The following is a 16,731-nucleotide window of genomic DNA, read 5'->3' on the forward strand; positions in this document are numbered from 1 at the left end:
AAGTTAGTACAGGGCGCTCGCAAGCTTCGTGCGGGCGTCGAGTACGCGCGGGTCGTTGCCCTCAAAAAGCCCAAAGAGCTCGAGCAAGCGCTCGCGTACGCGCGCCTTCTCATCGCCGGCCGTTGCCTTCATCGTCTCAATTAGGCGTTCAAAGGCCTTTTCTGGGGCACCGGCAACCACTTCGGCGTCGGCCGCCCGCATTTGCTTATCGACGTCCCCCTTATCCGCCTCCGCAGCCGCGATCGGATCCTCGGTCTGATTGGCTGGGTCGAGGCGCTTGAGCAGCATGGTTGTATCCCGCGCCTGCTTAATCTGCACGTTATCCGGCTCGGAGTCCAAAATGGAGTTGTAGACGTTGAGCGCACCATCAAAGTCACCGGCATTCAAGAAACTTTCTGCTTCCTGAAGGCGTGGATCCTCTTCTTCCTCTTGTGGCTGTTCCGAACCCTGATCGCCCTGCAAGCCCTTCAACTGTGGACCAACATTTTGCACCAGGGTGTCTACCCATTGCTTGAGCGCGTCCTTCGGCTGCGCGCCCTCAAAATTAGTCAGCGGCTGACCAGCGCCCAACGCCACCACGGTAGGCAGATTCTTAACGCCGAAGACCTGCGCTACCTGCGGGGTAGCATCCGCATCTACATAGGCGACGAGGAAACTGAGGTTTCCTTGCGTGGCCAAATCCTGGAGATCGGTCCGCAACTGCTCTGACTGCGTGGAACGGGCAGTGCCGATGAGAACGATCACTGGAACTTCCGCAGAACGGCGCACCACGTCTTGTTCGAAGTTAGCCTCGGTAACCGTAAAGAAAGGCTGGACCCCACTAGCGTTTGCGTGTGACGACTCCTGTGCCTTCTGGCGCGCCTCAGCGCGGGCCTTGACCTGGCTAAGATCGAGCGCGCCTCCTACATAAGCATTATTTGCTGAAGTCATCTAGTCCTCCTTTGCAAGGCGGCGGTTGACCGCATCTACCTTGTCTGTCAGCTGATTGGTCACGCCTTCACGAATATCGGCCTTTACCACCAAAGAAGTACGCGGGGATACAGCACGCACTGCCTCAGTTGCCTTTTTGATGGTTCCAAAGACCTCATCCCATTCCCCCTCCAGAAGGGTAAACATGGCATTAGTCTCATTAGGAAGGCCAGACTCGCGAACCACGCGCACGGCCTCGGCCACGGCATCGGCCATTTCTTGGGAGTCATTATTGACTACCGCTGGGGCTACAGAAAATGCAACAATCATGCCCGCTAGTCTACCTACGCTCCCAACAGTGGCGGTGCCAGTGCCGGCGATCGTCGCCCTGGCGGCCTACGTCTCGGGGCCATGCCACAATATGGGCGACCCCGGGCGGGATATTTTGATTACACCCTGGGCACACATAATACTTCTGCGCCCGCGCGGAGCCGATATGGCGCATAACGTATGGTTCACCATGGGACCAACTAGGGCCCTCGACCGTCTGCGAGCCGAGGAAAGTCGAGCCGTCTTTCGGCAAGGAGCGAATCTCTACCGGCTTGCGTCTATTTCGCCGTGGCATTAGAACAATCGCAATTCATTAGACTCGAGGCCGCGCAGTTCTTGATAATCCAAGACAACGCAGCGAATGCCGCGATCCTCTGCCAGGGTGCGAGCCTGTGGTTTGATTTCCTGCGCTGCAAAAACACCGGATACCGGGGCGAGCAGCTCATCGCGGTTTAGCAACTCCAGATACCGCGTCAGCTGCTCCACACCATCGATACCACCGCGGCGTTTCACCTCGATGGCAACGTTATTATTGTTTTCATCTTTCGCCATGATGTCCACAGGGCCGATTGCAGTGGGATATTCGCGGCGGACCAATGTGTAGCTATCGCCCAAGGTGTCGATCTGGTCTGCCAAAAGCTCCTGTAGGTGAGCTTCTACTCCATCCTTAACCAGCCCCGGATCCTCCCCCATGTCATAGGAGACTTCCTCGTGGATCTCAGCGATGGTGATGCGCAGCTGCTCGCCTTTAGGATTTTCCACCAGCCATAAGAGCTCACCTGTATCTTCACCATCTAAGTCCTCGATGGCGGATTCCTTTAAGGTACACGGCGGTGTCATCCAATTAAGCGGCTTATACGCGCGGTCATCGGCGTGCACGGACACAGAGCCGTCTGCTTTGACGATGAGCAGGCGGTCTGCCATGGGAAGGTGGGCATCCAAACGGCCCACGTAATCTACGGAGCATCGGGCGATTACTAAACGCATGACCTCTACCCTAGCGGGTAGCCTTATCGCTTGGATTGACGGGTAGCGCGCTCGCGCAGTTGCCGGAAATCGAAGCGCTGCTGACGTTTGGACGGTGCTGCTTCTACCCATGCACCGAAGCCCATGACTCCGTGCGCATCGGAGGCTAGCTCATACTCCCTGCCCTTCGCGCGAAATCGCACAACCTCGGTGGCGGCAGACATAAAAGATGCCTCGGCATCATCAAGCGGGCGGGTGCTCACTATTTCGATGTCGAGGCGATTGATGCGCAGGTCGCAGCGCGGGGAGACTGAACGCAGCTTGAAATACTCCACAAATTCACCCTCATAGCGCAGCGACCCATGCCGCCACGAAAGGGAGTTTCTGGCAGGGTAACGGCGCAAAAGCACAGAGGTACCACGAGAGCGGATAGTAAAAAACCGGAGCGCCGCCAAGAAGAGGACTAATAACAGGGCCACTCCAAGGGCCCACAGAAGCACTGCAACAAACGTTGAATTCATGGGCTAATTCACGCCATCCTCGCTCTGTGGAGATACTGATTTCTTGAATTGTAGCGCCTAGCGGTCCCAGTATGCCAATAAGAATAGGCAAAGAAAACACGAAGAAGGCGCACCGGTTTGAAACCGGTGCGCCTTAAGAGAGCAGGAAGGGCGGCTATTGCTGCCCTCTCCTACCAATCCAAGGTTCTAAGCCTTAGCGCGGCGAATTGCACGCTGTGCGGCCTCGCCACGGGACTTGGTGAGCTCGTGCTCAGAAGAGAAATCCTCCTGAGCCTTCTCCTCATCCACCTCATCGGACCAGATGGCCCAATCAGCGAGGACGGTGATCTTGTCCTGGGTAACGGAGAGGAAACCACCCTGAACGGCAGCGACGCGGCGCTCGCCGTCTACGGGGTGGATGGTCACCACGCCATTGTCGATCAATTGACCGATCATAGGCTCGTGACCGGGAAGCACGCCGATCTCACCCTCGGTGGTCTCAGCCGTGACCATGGAGGCCTGTCCAGTCCACAGCAGGCGCTCGACAGAAACCAATTCGGCGGTGATGTCAGCCATGTGCCTCTCCCTACTTCTCGTTCAACTTCTTGTATGCGGCCTCGACATCGTCCAAGCCACCCAAGCCGTTGAAGGCCTGCTCTGGGTAGTGGTCAAACTCGCCATCGCAGATGCGCTCGAAGGCATCGATGGTCTCAGACAGCGGCACGTAGGAGCCTGGCAGACCGGTGAACTTCTGTGCGACGAAGAAGTTCTGGCCCAAGAAGCGCTCGATACGGCGGGCACGCTGAACGGTGACCTTGTCCTCCTCAGACAGCTCGTCCATACCGAGGATGGCGATGATGTCCTGAAGTTCCTTGTTCTTCTGCAGAATACCGATGACGCGCTGTGCAACCTCGTAGTGCTTTTCGCCAACGATGCCTGGCTCGAGAATACGAGAGGTGGAAGTCAGCGGGTTCACTGCAGGGTAAATACCCTTGGAAGCAATCGCACGGTCCAGCTCGGTGGTGGCGTCCAAGTGAGCGAACGTCGTAGCCGGAGCTGGGTCGGTGTAGTCATCGGCCGGAACGTAAACGGCCTGCAAGGACGTAATAGAACGGCCCTTGGTCGAGGTAATGCGCTCCTGAAGAACACCCATCTCATCAGCCAGGGTGGGCTGGTAGCCCACGGCGGAAGGCATACGACCCAGCAGGGTCGAAACCTCAGAGCCTGCCTGAGTGAAGCGGAAGATGTTGTCGATAAACAGGAGCACGTCCTGGTTCTGCACATCGCGGAAGTACTCGGCCATGGTCAGGCCGGACAGTGCCACACGCATACGGACTCCTGGCGGCTCATCCATCTGGCCGAAGACAAGGGCGGTATCTTGCAGCACGCCCATCTCTTCCATTTCCAAGAAGAGGTCGGTGCCCTCACGGGTGCGCTCGCCGACGCCGGCAAACACGGAGGTACCGGAGAACTCGCGGGCGATACGGGTAATCATCTCCTGAATGAGAACGGTCTTACCCACACCTGCGCCGCCGAAGAGGCCAATCTTACCGCCCTTAACGTACGGGGTCAGCAGGTCGATAACCTTAATGCCGGTCTCCAGAATCTCGGTCTTACCCTCAAGCTGGTCGAACGCTGGCGGCTCGCGGTGGATACCCCACTGCTCGCCATCGCGGCCGAGACCCGGCTCGTCGAGGCAATCTCCGAGGGCGTTGAAGACGTGGCCCTTGACGATGTCGCCGACTGGCACGGAAATTGGCTTTCCGGAGTCGATGACCTCGGCACCGCGGACGAGGCCGTCGGTCGGTGCCATGGACACGGTACGGACAAGGTTGTCACCGAGGTGCTGAGCGACCTCGAGGGTGACGGTCTTTGCAACAGCTTCGAGCTTAATGTCGACGTGCAGTGCGTTGTACAGGGCCGGCAGTGCCTCACGTGGGAACTCCACGTCCACAACCGGACCGATGACGCGCACGACACGACCGGCGACTGCCGAAGACTGTGCATTCTGCTCTTGCAGAGCTGTAGTCATAATCTAGTCACTTTCTGCGCTGTCAGATAGCGCGCCAGCGCCACCGACGATCTCTGAAATTTCCTGGGTAATCTGTGCCTGACGGGCCTGGTTAGCCACGCGAGAGAGGTCATCGACCATCTCCGTCGCGTTGTCAGTAGCGGACTTCATAGCTGTACGGCGTGCAGCGGACTCGGAGGCGGATGCCTCCAAGAACATAGCAAACAGGATACGCGAGACGTACTGCGGAAGCAGCGCTTCCATCAGCGTATCTGCGTCTGGCTCGAATTCGAAACCAGCGGCGGTTTCCGCGGACTCGGCATCAGACAAAGCGGAGTCACCGAGTTGGTACTCCTCATCCTGAATGACCGGCTCAACTGGCAGTAGCTGCTGTGCCCGTGCAGTCTGAGTCAGCATCGACTCAAACTCGGTGTAGACAACGTGCACCTGGTCAAAGCCACGAACGCCCTCGCCTTCACCCTGCGCATGCAGGCCGGCACGGCCCTTAGTTGTGCCATGAGAACCGGCGACGAAACCATCAATCAAGTGACGGCGCACATCGTGGGTGGTCTCCCAGGTCGGATCCTGAGAGAAACCGCCCCAGCTGCCAATTACCTCGTCCTCACGGAACTTGTAGTGGCCGATGCCCTTGTTGCCAGTTACGTAGCGAACTACCTCGTAGCCCTTGCTTTCCAGGAGAGCCTGCAGCTGTGCGGCCTTCTTGAAGACGTTGTTGTTATAGCCGCCACACATACCACGGTCAGAAGTGACCACGAGGATGGCGGCGACGTTGCCGTCTTCACGCTCGCGCAGCATGTCGTGCTCCAACGTAGAAGCCGCAGCCAGCTTTTTCATTATGCTGGTCATCTCGGTCGCGTACGGCTGAGATGCCTCTACCCTGGCTTGCGCTTTGGTAATGCGCGAGGTAGCAATCAGCTCCTGGGCCTTGGTGATCTTCTTAGTCGAATTAACGGACCGAATGCGGTCTCGCAGTTCGCGAAGATTAGCCATCGTTTCTCCTCCCTTCTTTAATCTAGACGGTTAGTTATGAGTTCTGAACTCTACTTAGCCGTCTTGCGGGAGACGTTGAGCTCGGTGTTCTTTACGTCGCTTTCATCCAAAGGCTCTACCGCGGCCTCGGAGCCCAAGTTGCGCCCCTCGGAGGTACGGAAGGTCGGCTGGAAGTCCTTAGCTGCCGCAACCAATGCGTCCTTGGACTCATCAGTCAGCGGCTTGCCGCCGGAAATCTGCTCAAAGACCTCTGGGGTGTTTGCATTGAGGTACTCGTGGACCTCAGCCTCGAAGCGGCGGACGTCCTCAACGGGAACGACGTCGAAGATGCCAGCCTCGGCGAGGTAGATGGACACCATCTGGTACTCCACCGGCTGCGGAGAGGACTCAGGCTGCTTCAAAAGCTCAACCAGGCGGGAACCGCGCTCGAGCTGAGCCTTGGAGGCAGCATCCAAATCGGATGCGAACGCCGCGAAGGCCTGCAGGTCGCGGTAAGAAGCCAGGTCCAGACGGAGGTTACCGGCGACCTTCTTCATACCCTTGGTCTGTGCAGCGCCACCAACACGGGAGACGGAGACACCCACGTTGATAGCCGGGCGAACGCCCTGGTTGAACAGGTCGGACTCCAGGAATACCTGGCCATCGGTAATGGAAATGACGTTGGTCGGAATGAACGCGCCGACGTCGTTAGCCTTGGTTTCAATGATCGGCAAGGCGGTCATCGAACCGGCACCCATGTCGTCGGAAAGCTTTGCAGCACGCTCCAGCAGACGGGAGTGCAAGTAGAACACATCGCCCGGGTATGCTTCGCGTCCCGGCGGACGGCGCAGCAACAAGGAGATGGCACGGTAAGCCTCAGCCTGCTTGGTCAGATCATCGTAGATAACCAGGACGTGGTTACCCTGGTACATCCAGTGCTGGCCCAGAGCTGCACCAGAGAACGGTGCCAGCCACTTAAAGCCAGCGGAATCAGAAGCCGGTGCAGCCACAATGGTGGTGTAATCCAGTGCGCCGTGCTCCTCAAGGGTGCGGCGCACACCAGCGATGGTCGAGCCCTTCTGGCCAATAGCGACGTAGATACAGCGAACCTGCTTATCCTTGTCGCCGGACTCCCAGTTAGCTTTCTGGTTCAAAATGGTATCGATGCACACCGCGGTCTTACCGGTTTTACGGTCACCAATGACCAGCTGGCGCTGGCCACGGCCAATCGGGGTCATTGCATCGATAGCCTTGATGCCGGTCTGCATTGGCTCTTCCACCGGCTGACGCTGCAGCACGGACGGTGCCTGCAACTCGAGGACGCGCTCCTCTTCAGCGTTGATTGGGCCCATGCCGTCAATGGGCTGACCCAAAGGGTTAATCACGCGGCCGAGGAATTCCTCGCCCACTGGGATAGAGAGAACCTCGCCGGTCCTCTTGACCTCGTCGCCCTCCTTGAGGGACTCGAAGTTACCCAGGACCACAACACCGATGGAGTTGGTGTCAAGGTTCTGTGCGACGCCAATCACGCCGCCTGGGAACTCGAGCAGCTCATTCGCCATAACGGATGGCAGGCCAGAAACCTGCGCAATACCGTCAGCTGCCGAAATGACCACGCCGACCTCCTCACGGGAGGCCTCCGCGGAGTAGCTCGAGGTGTAGTTCGCAATCGCACTACGGATCTCGTCGGAGGAGATCGTCAGCTCCGCCATGTTCTTCCTGCTCTCGGTAGTATCTTCCAGCACTTACTTAATTCGTTTCTGTCGTTTCGGCTACGCCATCTGGGCACGCAGGCGAGCAATCTTGCCTGCTGTAGAGCCGTCAATGACCTCATCGCCGACGCGGATGCGCATGCCACCGAGGAGGCTGGTGTCAACCTCAGAGTGAATGGACATCGCACGACCATAAATTTTGCCCAGCTTCTCAGCGAGTACTGCTTGCTGGCCTTCGTTTAGTTCACCCGCTGCGGTAACGCGCGCAATGGTGCGGCCCTGCAGGTCTGCTGCAGAATCGGCCAAGGCGGCAACATCGTCGATCGGGTTCTGCTCCGGGCGGGAGATGGCCTGAAGCACCAGTGCCTCAGTGAACATCGTGACCTTGCCGTAGAGCACGTTTGCCAGCAATCCGCGCTTGCGGGCGGAATCAGCAGTTCGGTCGGAAAGCAGCTGGGTGAGCTCGCCCTCACGGTCAAGAATCTTAGACAGGCGGAAGAGCTCATCTTCTACCTGCCCCAGCTGGCCCTGTGACTCCGCACCGCGCAGTAGTGCGCGGCGGCCCAGGGAAACCAAGCCCTTGACAAAGTCCTTCGGGGTGGACCACTGCACGGCCGCAGCTTCTTGGATGATGCGCAGCGCACCACCAGAAATCTTGGAGCCAAACAGGTTCTCCGCAAGAGACTTACGTGCCTCGCTCGGAGCGGCGATATCGGTGAAAGCGACGCGCAATTCGCGGTCGGTATCCAAGACATCGACGACCTCAAAGATATCCAGACCTGCCTGTGCGGCGGTGGCAACGTTGTTGTCGCCGGCCAGGATCTCGTCCAAGCGGGTTTGTGAGGTTGCGAGTGCTTCGCGGCTAGCTGCCTTCATAGTTGCCTACTTTCCGGCCGGTGCCACAGAGTCGAGCTCGGACAAGAAGCCATCAATGGTGGAGGACTTCTTAGAGGCGTCGGAAAGCTCGCCGCCCAGAATCTTCTCCGCCAGGTTGATGGAATTCTGGCCCATTTCAGAACGCAGCTCAGTGACAACCTGGGCGCGAGAAGCTTCCAGCTGCTTTTCGCCATTAGCGACGATGCGGCGGGATTCTTCTTCCGCATTGGTCTTAGCCTCGGCCTCAATCTGCTTGCCGCGCTCGCGCGCCTGCTCGCGGATCTCGGCAGCTTCTGCCCGGGCATCAGCCAGCTGAGCATTGTACTTTTCCAGAGCGGCTTTAGCCTCGGCCTGCTGAGCCTTAGCGCGATTCAAGCCGCCCTCGATCCGGTCTTCACGCTCCTGCAGCATCTTGGTGTACTTAGGAAGCACAAGCTTCCAGAACAACAAGAGAATTACAATGAAGCACAGCAAAGACCAGAAAATGTCATAATTCTTGGGCAGAAGCACCGAGAAGCTACCCGATCCCGGGTTCTCCCCTCCTTCTGCAGCAAGCATATAAACGACGTTATTCATAGGTCTCCCGTCTTAAAAGTTTCGGTTTGGAAAACTCGAGCTTTTAGAACAGGAAGCCGGCAACGAGGCCAATAAGTGCCAGGGCCTCAGTAAAGGCGATACCCAGGAACATGGTGGTACGAAGCTGACCGGCCATCTCCGGCTGGCGAGCCATAGCCTCAACGGTCTTGCCGGCGACGATGCCGATACCGATACCAGGACCAATAGCGGCGAGGCCGTAGCCAATAGTACCGAAGCCTTCAAACTTAGAAGCGGCGTCCGCTGCCAGAATGATCTCGTTCATGGTGAAAGTCGTTCCCTTTCGTAAATGTCTCAGCCCGCAATCGGACTGAATGTCAATGTTGTGAAGTTAGGTGGTTTACTCGGTCGCGCTCGTCGACCTCGTCCTTAGTGCGAATCTGCGTGCAGGGACAGCTCAATGTACACCGCCGTCAACAAAGCGAAGATGTACGCCTGCAGGAAAATAACCAGAATCTCGAACAGGCTCATAGCCAAGGCCAAGACAACGGTTAGTCCAGACAGGGCGGTCCACCCATTCAGCTGCCAGAAGAAGAAATTCGTAGCAGAGAAGAGAAGAACCAAGATGATGTGTCCAGCAAGGAAGTTCGCCATGAGACGAATAGCAAGGGTAACCGGTCGCAGAATGAACGTAGAGAAAAATTCAATCGGTACCACCAGCAAGTGCAGTAGCGGAGGCAAGTTCGGAATCACTACAGAGGAGCGAATGAACTTTCCAAAGCCGTAACGCTTAGCACCGGCGTAAATCATGGCGACATACGCAACGGCAGCCAAGACAATTGGCATACCAATACGACCGTTTGGCGAGACGTTTAGCCCCGGGATAACGGTCGCAACGTTCATAAACAAAACCGCGAAGAAGATGCTAGCGATAATTGGCAGAAATCGCTTTCCCTCCTTCTTACCCAAAATGTCCTCAGCGATATGTACACGGACAAAGTCGACCGCGTTCTCGCCCACATTCTGAAGGCCGGAAGGAACCAGCTTGGGGTTCTTAAAGGCGGCCCAGAATAGGATCACCACAATCAGCGTCATCAATATACGAATCAGCATCAGGCGATCAAGCGCGAACCATCCGCCGGCAAAGTCACCGAAAAACAGATGGTCAGCATTCATTTGCCCCGGGAAGAATTCTTCACCTAGATCGGGCGTATGGAAGTGCCCTTTCATAGCCAATGTTGTAACGCTCAGCGTTCTCTCCCGTGTTCGGGCCACACAGCTTGTGAAAGCTTCTGTGGTGCGATGGACGTCTCAAACTCTCCGCCTTGAACACGGACTCCGTCGCACATCAGCGTGATCAAGGCAGGGATTTACCGGGACGGAAAGCAGGCTGTTGCCAACTACCGCGGTAACCCGAGGGAAATAGTATCAGCTAGATCAAGAGTTTTTGCACGTGGGGGCCCCAGTTTGCGAGTTGATCCTTCCCATAGCAGCGATCAAGGGATCAAAACCGCTATTTTCCGGCCAAATTCAAGAACGTGGAGTTCATCACACTGTTGTCTTTCTCCTCCTCCTCGGGGGTGCCCATTTCCACTTCTGGCCGGTAGTGCACATAAAAAAGAGCTGTCCTCCACCACGACATGCAAAGGACAGCCCACCCCAAATTGAGGTCGCTAGAATAACCGTATGGGACTTAAGATACGTAGGTAACCCTAGAGGTAACGACACCCCAAACCTCGGTGCCTAAAGTCACAACGAGAGCTAAAACCACCGTTATAAACAACGCCCAAGTGTCATAGAAATCCAGATCGCGGATCAAGGCAAGCACACCAATAAGGACGATTAGCTTGATTAGCCATCCTCCCAGAACTACGGCAATCGTTGTGGTCGGGGTCGATTTCGCGGTAAGGAGGACAGACCCAGCTGTAAAAAGCACGAAACCACCGCCTAAGGCAGCACCAATAGCAACTCCCCATACCCCAGGCATACCCTTCATACCACCCCACACAGCGAGGGAAACGATTGTAATGGCAAGGAGAGCCTTTGCACCTAGGCTTACAGCTCGCTGTATTGGAAGTCGCGGGTCATCAAAGTCAGGATTCACTACTTGGTCACTCACGGCTACACACCCTACCTCACGAGGGCGCGGATTCCTTCACCACGACCGTCTTCCGCGCCGCCGGGCCGATCTTTCCTTGCCGCAGCGGCACGAGCGTCGCCGTAAAAGCCACAAGCAGGGCCACGATAGTAACGCCAATGGCCACCGGGGCCGGAACGATGGAAAATGAAACCGCTCCAAAGGCCACCGCGGAAACCCAAAGGTAGAGCACCAGTACGGTGCGCCGGTGGGTATGCCCGAGCGAAAGGAGCCGATGATGGATGTGCGCCTTATCTGCAGAGAAGGGTGAGCGCCCCTGCGAAAGACGGCGAATCACCGCCCAGACAAGGTCCAAGACTGGAATAAAAACTGCCGCGACCACAACGATAATGGGAGACATCAACGCCACAATATCCACAGTCCCATAGAGGGACATATTGATCTTGCCTGACGCTGAGGTCGAAGCCGCAGCCAATAACAAGCCAATGAGCATAGAGCCGGAATCCCCCATAAAAATGCGGGATGGTTCAAAATTATGCGGCAGAAAGCCCGCACACATGCCCACTAGGGCGGCACTGATAATAGCTGGAGGATAAGCCGATACTGCCCCACCCTGATCGTGGAGGACGGTCAAGGAAAAGACCAGAATCGCGCCGCCGGCAATCATTCCGAGGCCCGCCGCAAGGCCATCAAGGCCATCCACAAAGTTAATGGCATTAATGAGCAATACGGTAAAAAAGGCAGTCAGCAGTGTGCTTTGTAGTTGATCCAGGACGACCGTGGTGCCACCACCAAAAGGTATAAATAGCAGTGTCCACGTCAATCCCAGCCCGCTCATCAAAGTAGCGGCAAAGAGCTGACCAAAGAGCTTAACTATGGCGCTGAGCTCCACGAGGTCATCGACAACGCCGACAAGTACCAACGCCAAGGCCGCCCACAACACCGCATTCATCTCTGGGGTGACGGGCATAAAGCCGCGAGTCAAGGCTGGAAGCTGGGCTGCGAGGAATATTGCCGCCGCAAATCCGGTAAACATGGCCACGCCACCCATGCGCGGAGTGGGTTGGGTGTGAGCATCGCGCAGGCGAATCTCAGCCACCCGGCCGGTGCGTACCAAAAAGGAGCGCACCACACCGGTAGTGAGATACGTAAACGCTGCTGCGACGAGGATGACGAGGGCCAGCTCGCGCAGCGGAACACCACTGCCGCTCACGCGAATCCCTCCTTAGGCCTGTGGGCGGGTGCGCAGGCTCTGCGCATCGACACCGATAACCTCACCGATTTCTTCGGCAGATAGTGCGCCTTCGCGCAGCAGGTACGGGCGCTCACCAGACAGGTCAATGATGGTAGAAGGCTTGCCGACGGCCGTCTCTCCCCCGTCCAAGTAAACCGTTACGGCTTTACCCAGCTGTTGCTTGGCCATCAAGGCCGTGGTCGGTGGCTGGTGGCCAGAGATATTAGCGGAGGAGACGGCCATCGGGCCGACTTCGCGCAGCAGCTCGATGGCAATGGGGTGCAGCGGCATGCGCAGCATCACGGTGCCGCGGGTATCACCGAGGTTCCACGGCAAGGACGGCGCCTGGGGAACCACGATGGACAGCCCACCCGGCCAGAAGGCCTCCACCAAGTCACGGGCGGTATCGGTATAGGAAGCAACGAGACCACGAACGGTATCCCATGATCCGACTAATACCGGCACCGGCATATCCGGGCCGCGCTGCTTGGTGGCCAAGAGATTAGCCACGGCGTCATTATCAAAGGCATCACAGCCCAAGCCGTAAAGCGTATCGGTAGGCATCACAACGAGGCGGCCAGATTGTGCGGCCTTTACCGCAATATGCATTCCTTCTTCGCGCTCGGCATCATCGGCGCAGTTAAATATTCTTCCTTGCATACTCTTTTCCCCTTCTTGCCCTCAATGGTGTCTTAGTCTACCCCGCGCACCGCAGTGACAAAGCGGGGCGTTCCCGTCAGATCCTGCATCGGCTTTATTTGTTCGAAACCGCCATAGTGCACAAGCGCGGCTTGAACCGCATCACTCGTGGAGTCATCGTGCTCGATCGCTACCTTGCCGCCTGGGCGTAGCAGCCGAGCGATGGTCGGTATCAGTCTGGTGATGACTCGCATGCCATCCGCGCCAGCAAAGACAGCATTGTGCGGATCATGGTAAACCTCCGGATCTAGGTCCGGAGATTCTGGCACGTACGGCGGGTTGGTCACGATGAGGTCCACGGTCCCATTCCACTGCGCTAGCGTATCGACTGCCGTAGCATCTGCTTGGATGACCTCTACCCCGCTGCCGTGGGTATTGGCTTTGGTGTAGGCAAGGCCGGCGTCGGTAAGCTCTACTGCGCACACCTGCGCCTCCGGCAAATAGTGATGCAGGTAGAGAGCTAGCGCACCCGTGCCAGTGCACAAATCCACCAGGCGTGGGCCGCCCGCATTGCGCACCGCCCAATCCGCCATGACCTCGGTCTCTGGGCGCGGGATAAATACGCCCGGGCCTACCTTGAGCTCCAGCGGACCGAACCAGGCACTGCCTAGCACGTACTGCAGGGGCTCGCGGGCCTCCCGGCGGCGAAGCAACGCATCGAAGGCCACATCAAAGCCAGGCATAGGAGCGTGGTCAAGCGGAATATCCATGTGGCCGCAGTGAATAAGGTGCGCGGCCAAGATGCGCGCATCCCACTCCGGGCTCGCCACCCCTGCAGCACGAAGGCGCTGCACCCCGCGGCGCAGCGCCTGTCCATACGTGTTGTCCACGCCCGTCTAGCCCTCGGCCTCGAGGCGCTCAGCACGCTCTTGGTCCTGCAAAGCCTTAATCAGATCATGCATATCGCCATTTAACACGGAATCTAGATTATTGGCCTTATAGCCAATGCGGTGGTCCGTGATGCGGTTTTCCGGCCAATTATAGGTACGGATGCGCTCAGAACGGTCCATCGTGCGTACCTGGGAAGCACGCTGCTCGCCGGCCTCCGCCTCGCGAGCCTCACGCTCCATCTGGTCCAAGCGAGCCTGCAGGACCTGCAGCGCACGCGCCTTGTTCTGGATCTGGGAACGTTCCTTCTGACAGGTCACGATAAGCCCGGTGGGCAGGTGAGTAATACGCACCGCGGAGTCGGTGGTGTTCACCCCCTGGCCACCCTTGCCGGAGGAACGATAAACATCGACGCGGATGTCCTTGTCATCAATATTGACAGACTCCACCTCTTCCGGCTCCGGATAGACCAGCACACCGGCGGCAGAGGTTTGAATGCGACCCTGCGACTCGGTCACTGGGACGCGCTGCACACGGTGCACTCCACCCTCAAACTTGAATACGGACCAGGCACCATCGCGCGATGGCGACTTGGAGCGGAAGGATATGGTCATATCCTTCACGCCGCCCAGATCGGATTCATTGAGCCCCAAGACTTCCCAGTTAAAACCGGTCTTATCCGCATAGCGCTCGTACATGCGGGCCAAGTCACCGGCGAACAAGGCTGCCTCTTCGCCACCGGCACCGGCCTTGATCTCCATAATGATGTCCTCGGAATCCTGCTCATCGCGCGGCGCGAGCAAGTCAGCGAGTTTTTCTTCCAAGTCCTCTACGGACTTTTCTAGGCGGTCCGCTTCTTCTTGAAAGTCATGGTCCTCGTAGGCCATTTCCTTGGCGTCCGCGAGATCCTCGCGGGCCTGAGTCAACTCATTATTAACCATGATGATCGGGCGCAACTCCGCATAGCGCTTCGAAAGCTTACGGAATTGCTTCTGGTCGCCGGCTACCTCCGGATCGCCCATCTGCATCTCAATGCCCTGATACTCGGACACGATGTCATCAACGAGGGAAACCTGATTAGACATAATCTTCTTCATCCTTATCCGCAGCCATCGGAGCCGAGGAGGCCACCTGCATCAAGAACTCGCCATTGGAGCGGGTCTTCTTCAGCTGCTTAATGAGCAGGTCAATGGCTTGGTGAGAATCCAGCGCGGAGAGGATGCGGCGCAGCTTCGTCATGATGCGCGCCTCCTCTGGGACAAGCAGCAGCTCGTCCTTGCGGGTACCGGAAGGGTTGACATCCACAGCCGGGAAGACGCGACGCTCAGAAATGCCGCGATCCAGCTTCAGCTCGGCGTTACCGGTGCCCTTGAATTCCTCGAAGATGACGGTATCGCCGGTAGAGCCGGTCTCCACCATGGCGGTGGCGATGATCGTCAGCGAGCCGCCCTCTTCGATATTGCGGGCGGCACCCAAGAAGCGCTTCGGTGGGTAAAGGGCGTTGGAGTCCACACCACCGGAGAGGATGCGGCCGGAAGCCGGGGAAGAATTATTGTAGGCGCGGCCCAAACGGGTAATGGAGTCCAGCAGGACCACGACGTCTTTACCCTGCTCCACTAGGCGCTTGGCGCGCTCGATGGCCAACTCCGCCACGGAGGTATGCTCTGACGGCGGGCGGTCAAAGGTGGAGGCAATGACCTCACCGTTGACGGAACGCTGCATATCCGTAACTTCCTCAGGGCGCTCGTCTACGAGGACGACCATGAGGTAGCACTCCGGGTTATTGGTAGAAATCGCGTTGGCGATGTTTTGCAGAATCGTCGTCTTGCCGGCCTTTGGCGGGGAGACGATAAGCGCGCGCTGGCCCTTACCAATAGGCATAATGAGGTCAATGACGCGAGTAGTGAGGATCTTTGGATCCGTTTCCAAACGCAGGCGCTTATTCGGGTACAGCGGGGTCAGCTTATTAAAGTGCGGACGCTGCTTTGCACCTTCCGGATCGATGCCGTTGACGGTATCGACCTGCACCAGCTGATTGTACTTGCGGCGGTTGCGGCCATTGCCATGCGTATGCGTCGGGCCGGAGACCTTGACCTGACCGGTAATAGCATCACCAGAGCGCAGGCCGAGGCGGCGGACAATGCCGTTATTAACAAAGACGTCGGAAGCCGCGGCGCGGTAACCGGTGGTGCGCAGGAAAGCGACGTTATTGTCTACGACGTCTAGGATGCCGCCTACTGCCTGCAGTTCATCGCCCTCGCGCACCTGCAGATCGTTGCCACCGTTATTGTCATGATTATTCCCGCGGCCGCGGCGATTGCGGCGGTTGCGGCGCCCACGGCGGTTTCCGCGCTCGTGATTATTGTGGTCATCATGGCGGTTGCCGCGCTGCTTATTATCGCCGCGGTCATTCTTATCGCCCTGATTATCGGAGCCGTCCTGGGAGCTATTGTCGCGGTTGTCTTTATTGCCGCCCTGCTCCTCATTGCGATTGCCTTCCTCGCGCTCTTGGCGTTCTTGACGGCGGGCGCGGTTACGGCGGGCGCGGCGGGCCTGCGAGCGCGACTCGTAGCGCTGTTCCTCACCAGAGCTTTCTTGGCGGTTGTCCTGCTTATCGCCGGATTCTTCCTGCTTTTCCGCCTTCTGCGGCGCATCATCCTGCGCCTGCTTGCGCGGCTTGTCCGTATTCTCGGACTTCTCTGCCTTCTCCGCCTTTTCTACTTGTGCGGCCTTTTCCACCTTGGCCTTTGCCTTTGGCGGAACTTGGCCGGTCTTAATGGCGGTGATCAGATCCCCCTTGCGCAGGGCAGAGACACCACGTAGGCCGCGTTCTGCGGCCATTTTGCGCAATTCCGGCAGCTTTAGGGATGCGAGATCCTGTGCTGCGGTGTTGTCCGTTTCGCTCACGGATATCCTTTCGTTGCTTGACCAGGTCCGTTTATGCGGGAGCCGCCGGAGCCCATGCTCGCGGCGTTGCACTGGAAGCCAATGTGTATTTTTCTAAGACTTCTCGCCCTCGTGCCAAGGCGCATACGCGTCCTGCC

At 57.8% G+C, this 16,731-nt stretch carries 19 protein-coding genes; all 19 read right to left on the reverse strand.

Annotated elements, in window-relative coordinates:
- Nucleotides 1–3: 3 nt before the first annotated feature.
- The 19 genes from L8V01_RS04470 to rho all read right to left on the reverse strand — a co-directional run bounded on the left by L8V01_RS04470 (nucleotide 4) and on the right by rho (nucleotide 16,594).
- Nucleotides 4–930 (reverse strand): tetratricopeptide repeat protein, encoded by a 927-nt coding sequence (locus L8V01_RS04470; RefSeq protein ID WP_269945950.1) that lies wholly within the window; start codon nucleotides 928–930, stop codon nucleotides 4–6.
- Nucleotides 931–1,239: a thiamine-binding protein gene (locus L8V01_RS04475; protein ID WP_259886121.1), complete on the reverse strand. Its 309-nt coding sequence runs from the start codon at nucleotides 1,237–1,239 to the stop codon at nucleotides 931–933. It abuts the gene before it with no gap.
- Nucleotides 1,240–1,249: 10 nt separating this feature from the next.
- Nucleotides 1,250–1,534, reverse strand: coding sequence for a hypothetical protein (locus L8V01_RS04480; protein ID WP_269945951.1), 285 nt, complete (start codon nucleotides 1,532–1,534; stop codon nucleotides 1,250–1,252).
- Nucleotides 1,534–2,226, reverse strand: a complete 693-nt coding sequence (gene nucS / locus L8V01_RS04485) for an endonuclease NucS (protein ID WP_269945952.1) — start codon at nucleotides 2,224–2,226, stop codon at nucleotides 1,534–1,536. The genes L8V01_RS04480 and nucS overlap by 1 nt, the downstream gene beginning before the upstream one ends.
- A 23-nt stretch (nucleotides 2,227–2,249) precedes the next feature.
- A complete protein-coding gene (locus tag L8V01_RS04490; RefSeq protein ID WP_269945953.1) occupies nucleotides 2,250–2,726 on the reverse strand; it encodes a DUF2550 domain-containing protein in 477 nt (158 codons plus the stop codon).
- A 186-nt stretch (nucleotides 2,727–2,912) separates the two neighbouring features.
- On the reverse strand, nucleotides 2,913–3,281 hold the full coding sequence (locus L8V01_RS04495; RefSeq protein WP_269945954.1) for a F0F1 ATP synthase subunit epsilon: 369 nt from the start codon (nucleotides 3,279–3,281) through the stop codon (nucleotides 2,913–2,915).
- A 10-nt stretch (nucleotides 3,282–3,291) separates the two neighbouring features.
- The gene (atpD, locus tag L8V01_RS04500) at nucleotides 3,292–4,737 is read right to left on the reverse strand and encodes a F0F1 ATP synthase subunit beta (protein ID WP_269945955.1); all 1,446 of its coding nucleotides are present in this window, start codon (nucleotides 4,735–4,737) and stop codon (nucleotides 3,292–3,294) included.
- Between the two features lie 3 nt (nucleotides 4,738–4,740).
- Nucleotides 4,741–5,727: a F0F1 ATP synthase subunit gamma gene (locus tag L8V01_RS04505; protein WP_269945956.1), complete on the reverse strand. Its 987-nt coding sequence runs from the start codon at nucleotides 5,725–5,727 to the stop codon at nucleotides 4,741–4,743.
- Between the two features lie 50 nt (nucleotides 5,728–5,777).
- Nucleotides 5,778–7,418, reverse strand: a complete 1,641-nt coding sequence (atpA, locus tag L8V01_RS04510; protein WP_269945957.1) for a F0F1 ATP synthase subunit alpha — start codon at nucleotides 7,416–7,418, stop codon at nucleotides 5,778–5,780.
- 60 nt (nucleotides 7,419–7,478) lie between these two features.
- A complete protein-coding gene (locus L8V01_RS04515) occupies nucleotides 7,479–8,294 on the reverse strand; it encodes a F0F1 ATP synthase subunit delta (RefSeq protein WP_269945958.1) in 816 nt (271 codons plus the stop codon).
- 6 nt (nucleotides 8,295–8,300) lie between these two features.
- A complete protein-coding gene (locus tag L8V01_RS04520; protein WP_269945959.1) occupies nucleotides 8,301–8,870 on the reverse strand; it encodes a F0F1 ATP synthase subunit B in 570 nt (189 codons plus the stop codon).
- 43 nt (nucleotides 8,871–8,913) lie between these two features.
- Nucleotides 8,914–9,153: an ATP synthase F0 subunit C gene (locus tag L8V01_RS04525; protein WP_005323383.1), complete on the reverse strand. Its 240-nt coding sequence runs from the start codon at nucleotides 9,151–9,153 to the stop codon at nucleotides 8,914–8,916.
- A gap of 104 nt (nucleotides 9,154–9,257) precedes the next feature.
- A complete protein-coding gene (gene atpB / locus L8V01_RS04530; RefSeq protein ID WP_269945960.1) occupies nucleotides 9,258–10,058 on the reverse strand; it encodes a F0F1 ATP synthase subunit A in 801 nt (266 codons plus the stop codon).
- Nucleotides 10,059–10,521: 463 nt separating this feature from the next.
- The gene (locus L8V01_RS04535) at nucleotides 10,522–10,947 is read right to left on the reverse strand and encodes a Cg1360 family ATP-synthase-associated protein (protein WP_269945961.1); all 426 of its coding nucleotides are present in this window, start codon (nucleotides 10,945–10,947) and stop codon (nucleotides 10,522–10,524) included.
- A gap of 16 nt (nucleotides 10,948–10,963) precedes the next feature.
- Nucleotides 10,964–12,139 carry an MraY family glycosyltransferase gene (locus L8V01_RS04540; protein ID WP_269945962.1) on the reverse strand — a complete coding sequence of 392 codons (1,176 nt, stop codon included), beginning with the start codon at nucleotides 12,137–12,139 and terminating at the stop codon, nucleotides 10,964–10,966.
- A gap of 12 nt (nucleotides 12,140–12,151) precedes the next feature.
- Entirely contained in the window at nucleotides 12,152–12,820 is a 669-nt protein-coding gene (locus L8V01_RS04545) for an L-threonylcarbamoyladenylate synthase (RefSeq protein WP_269945963.1), read from the reverse strand.
- 32 nt (nucleotides 12,821–12,852) lie between these two features.
- Nucleotides 12,853–13,689, reverse strand: coding sequence for a peptide chain release factor N(5)-glutamine methyltransferase (gene prmC, locus L8V01_RS04550; RefSeq protein WP_269945964.1), 837 nt, complete (start codon nucleotides 13,687–13,689; stop codon nucleotides 12,853–12,855).
- Nucleotides 13,690–13,695: 6 nt separating this feature from the next.
- Nucleotides 13,696–14,772 carry a peptide chain release factor 1 gene (gene prfA / locus L8V01_RS04555; protein ID WP_269945965.1) on the reverse strand — a complete coding sequence of 359 codons (1,077 nt, stop codon included), beginning with the start codon at nucleotides 14,770–14,772 and terminating at the stop codon, nucleotides 13,696–13,698.
- A complete protein-coding gene (rho, locus tag L8V01_RS04560; protein WP_269945966.1) occupies nucleotides 14,765–16,594 on the reverse strand; it encodes a transcription termination factor Rho in 1,830 nt (609 codons plus the stop codon). Before rho ends, prfA begins: the two co-directional genes overlap by 8 nt.
- Nucleotides 16,595–16,731 lie beyond the last annotated feature (137 nt).

Origin of the sequence: Corynebacterium curieae, assembly GCF_027570035.1 — a bacterium.
Lineage (GTDB): Bacteria > Actinomycetota > Actinomycetes > Mycobacteriales > Mycobacteriaceae > Corynebacterium > Corynebacterium curieae.

What these genes read in the sequence shown, in the direction of transcription:
- L8V01_RS04470 (WP_269945950.1), bottom strand. Translation starts at nt 930, where the DNA reads ATGACTTCAGCAAATAATGCTTATGTAGGAGGCGCGCTCGATCTTAGC.
- L8V01_RS04525 (WP_005323383.1), bottom strand. Translation starts at nt 9,153, where the DNA reads ATGAACGAGATCATTCTGGCAGCGGACGCCGCTTCTAAGTTTGAAGGC.
- L8V01_RS04545 (WP_269945963.1), bottom strand. Translation starts at nt 12,820, where the DNA reads ATGCAAGGAAGAATATTTAACTGCGCCGATGATGCCGAGCGCGAAGAA.
- atpB (WP_269945960.1), bottom strand. Translation starts at nt 10,058, where the DNA reads ATGAAAGGGCACTTCCATACGCCCGATCTAGGTGAAGAATTCTTCCCG.
- L8V01_RS04480 (WP_269945951.1), bottom strand. Translation starts at nt 1,534, where the DNA reads ATGCCACGGCGAAATAGACGCAAGCCGGTAGAGATTCGCTCCTTGCCG.
- L8V01_RS04490 (WP_269945953.1), bottom strand. Translation starts at nt 2,726, where the DNA reads ATGAATTCAACGTTTGTTGCAGTGCTTCTGTGGGCCCTTGGAGTGGCC.
- L8V01_RS04515 (WP_269945958.1), bottom strand. Translation starts at nt 8,294, where the DNA reads ATGAAGGCAGCTAGCCGCGAAGCACTCGCAACCTCACAAACCCGCTTG.
- atpD (WP_269945955.1), bottom strand. Translation starts at nt 4,737, where the DNA reads ATGACTACAGCTCTGCAAGAGCAGAATGCACAGTCTTCGGCAGTCGCC.
- L8V01_RS04505 (WP_269945956.1), bottom strand. Translation starts at nt 5,727, where the DNA reads ATGGCTAATCTTCGCGAACTGCGAGACCGCATTCGGTCCGTTAATTCG.
- L8V01_RS04475 (WP_259886121.1), bottom strand. Translation starts at nt 1,239, where the DNA reads ATGATTGTTGCATTTTCTGTAGCCCCAGCGGTAGTCAATAATGACTCC.
- prfA (WP_269945965.1), bottom strand. Translation starts at nt 14,772, where the DNA reads ATGTCTAATCAGGTTTCCCTCGTTGATGACATCGTGTCCGAGTATCAG.
- L8V01_RS04520 (WP_269945959.1), bottom strand. Translation starts at nt 8,870, where the DNA reads ATGAATAACGTCGTTTATATGCTTGCTGCAGAAGGAGGGGAGAACCCG.
- L8V01_RS04495 (WP_269945954.1), bottom strand. Translation starts at nt 3,281, where the DNA reads ATGGCTGACATCACCGCCGAATTGGTTTCTGTCGAGCGCCTGCTGTGG.
- nucS (WP_269945952.1), bottom strand. Translation starts at nt 2,226, where the DNA reads ATGCGTTTAGTAATCGCCCGATGCTCCGTAGATTACGTGGGCCGTTTG.
- atpA (WP_269945957.1), bottom strand. Translation starts at nt 7,418, where the DNA reads ATGGCGGAGCTGACGATCTCCTCCGACGAGATCCGTAGTGCGATTGCG.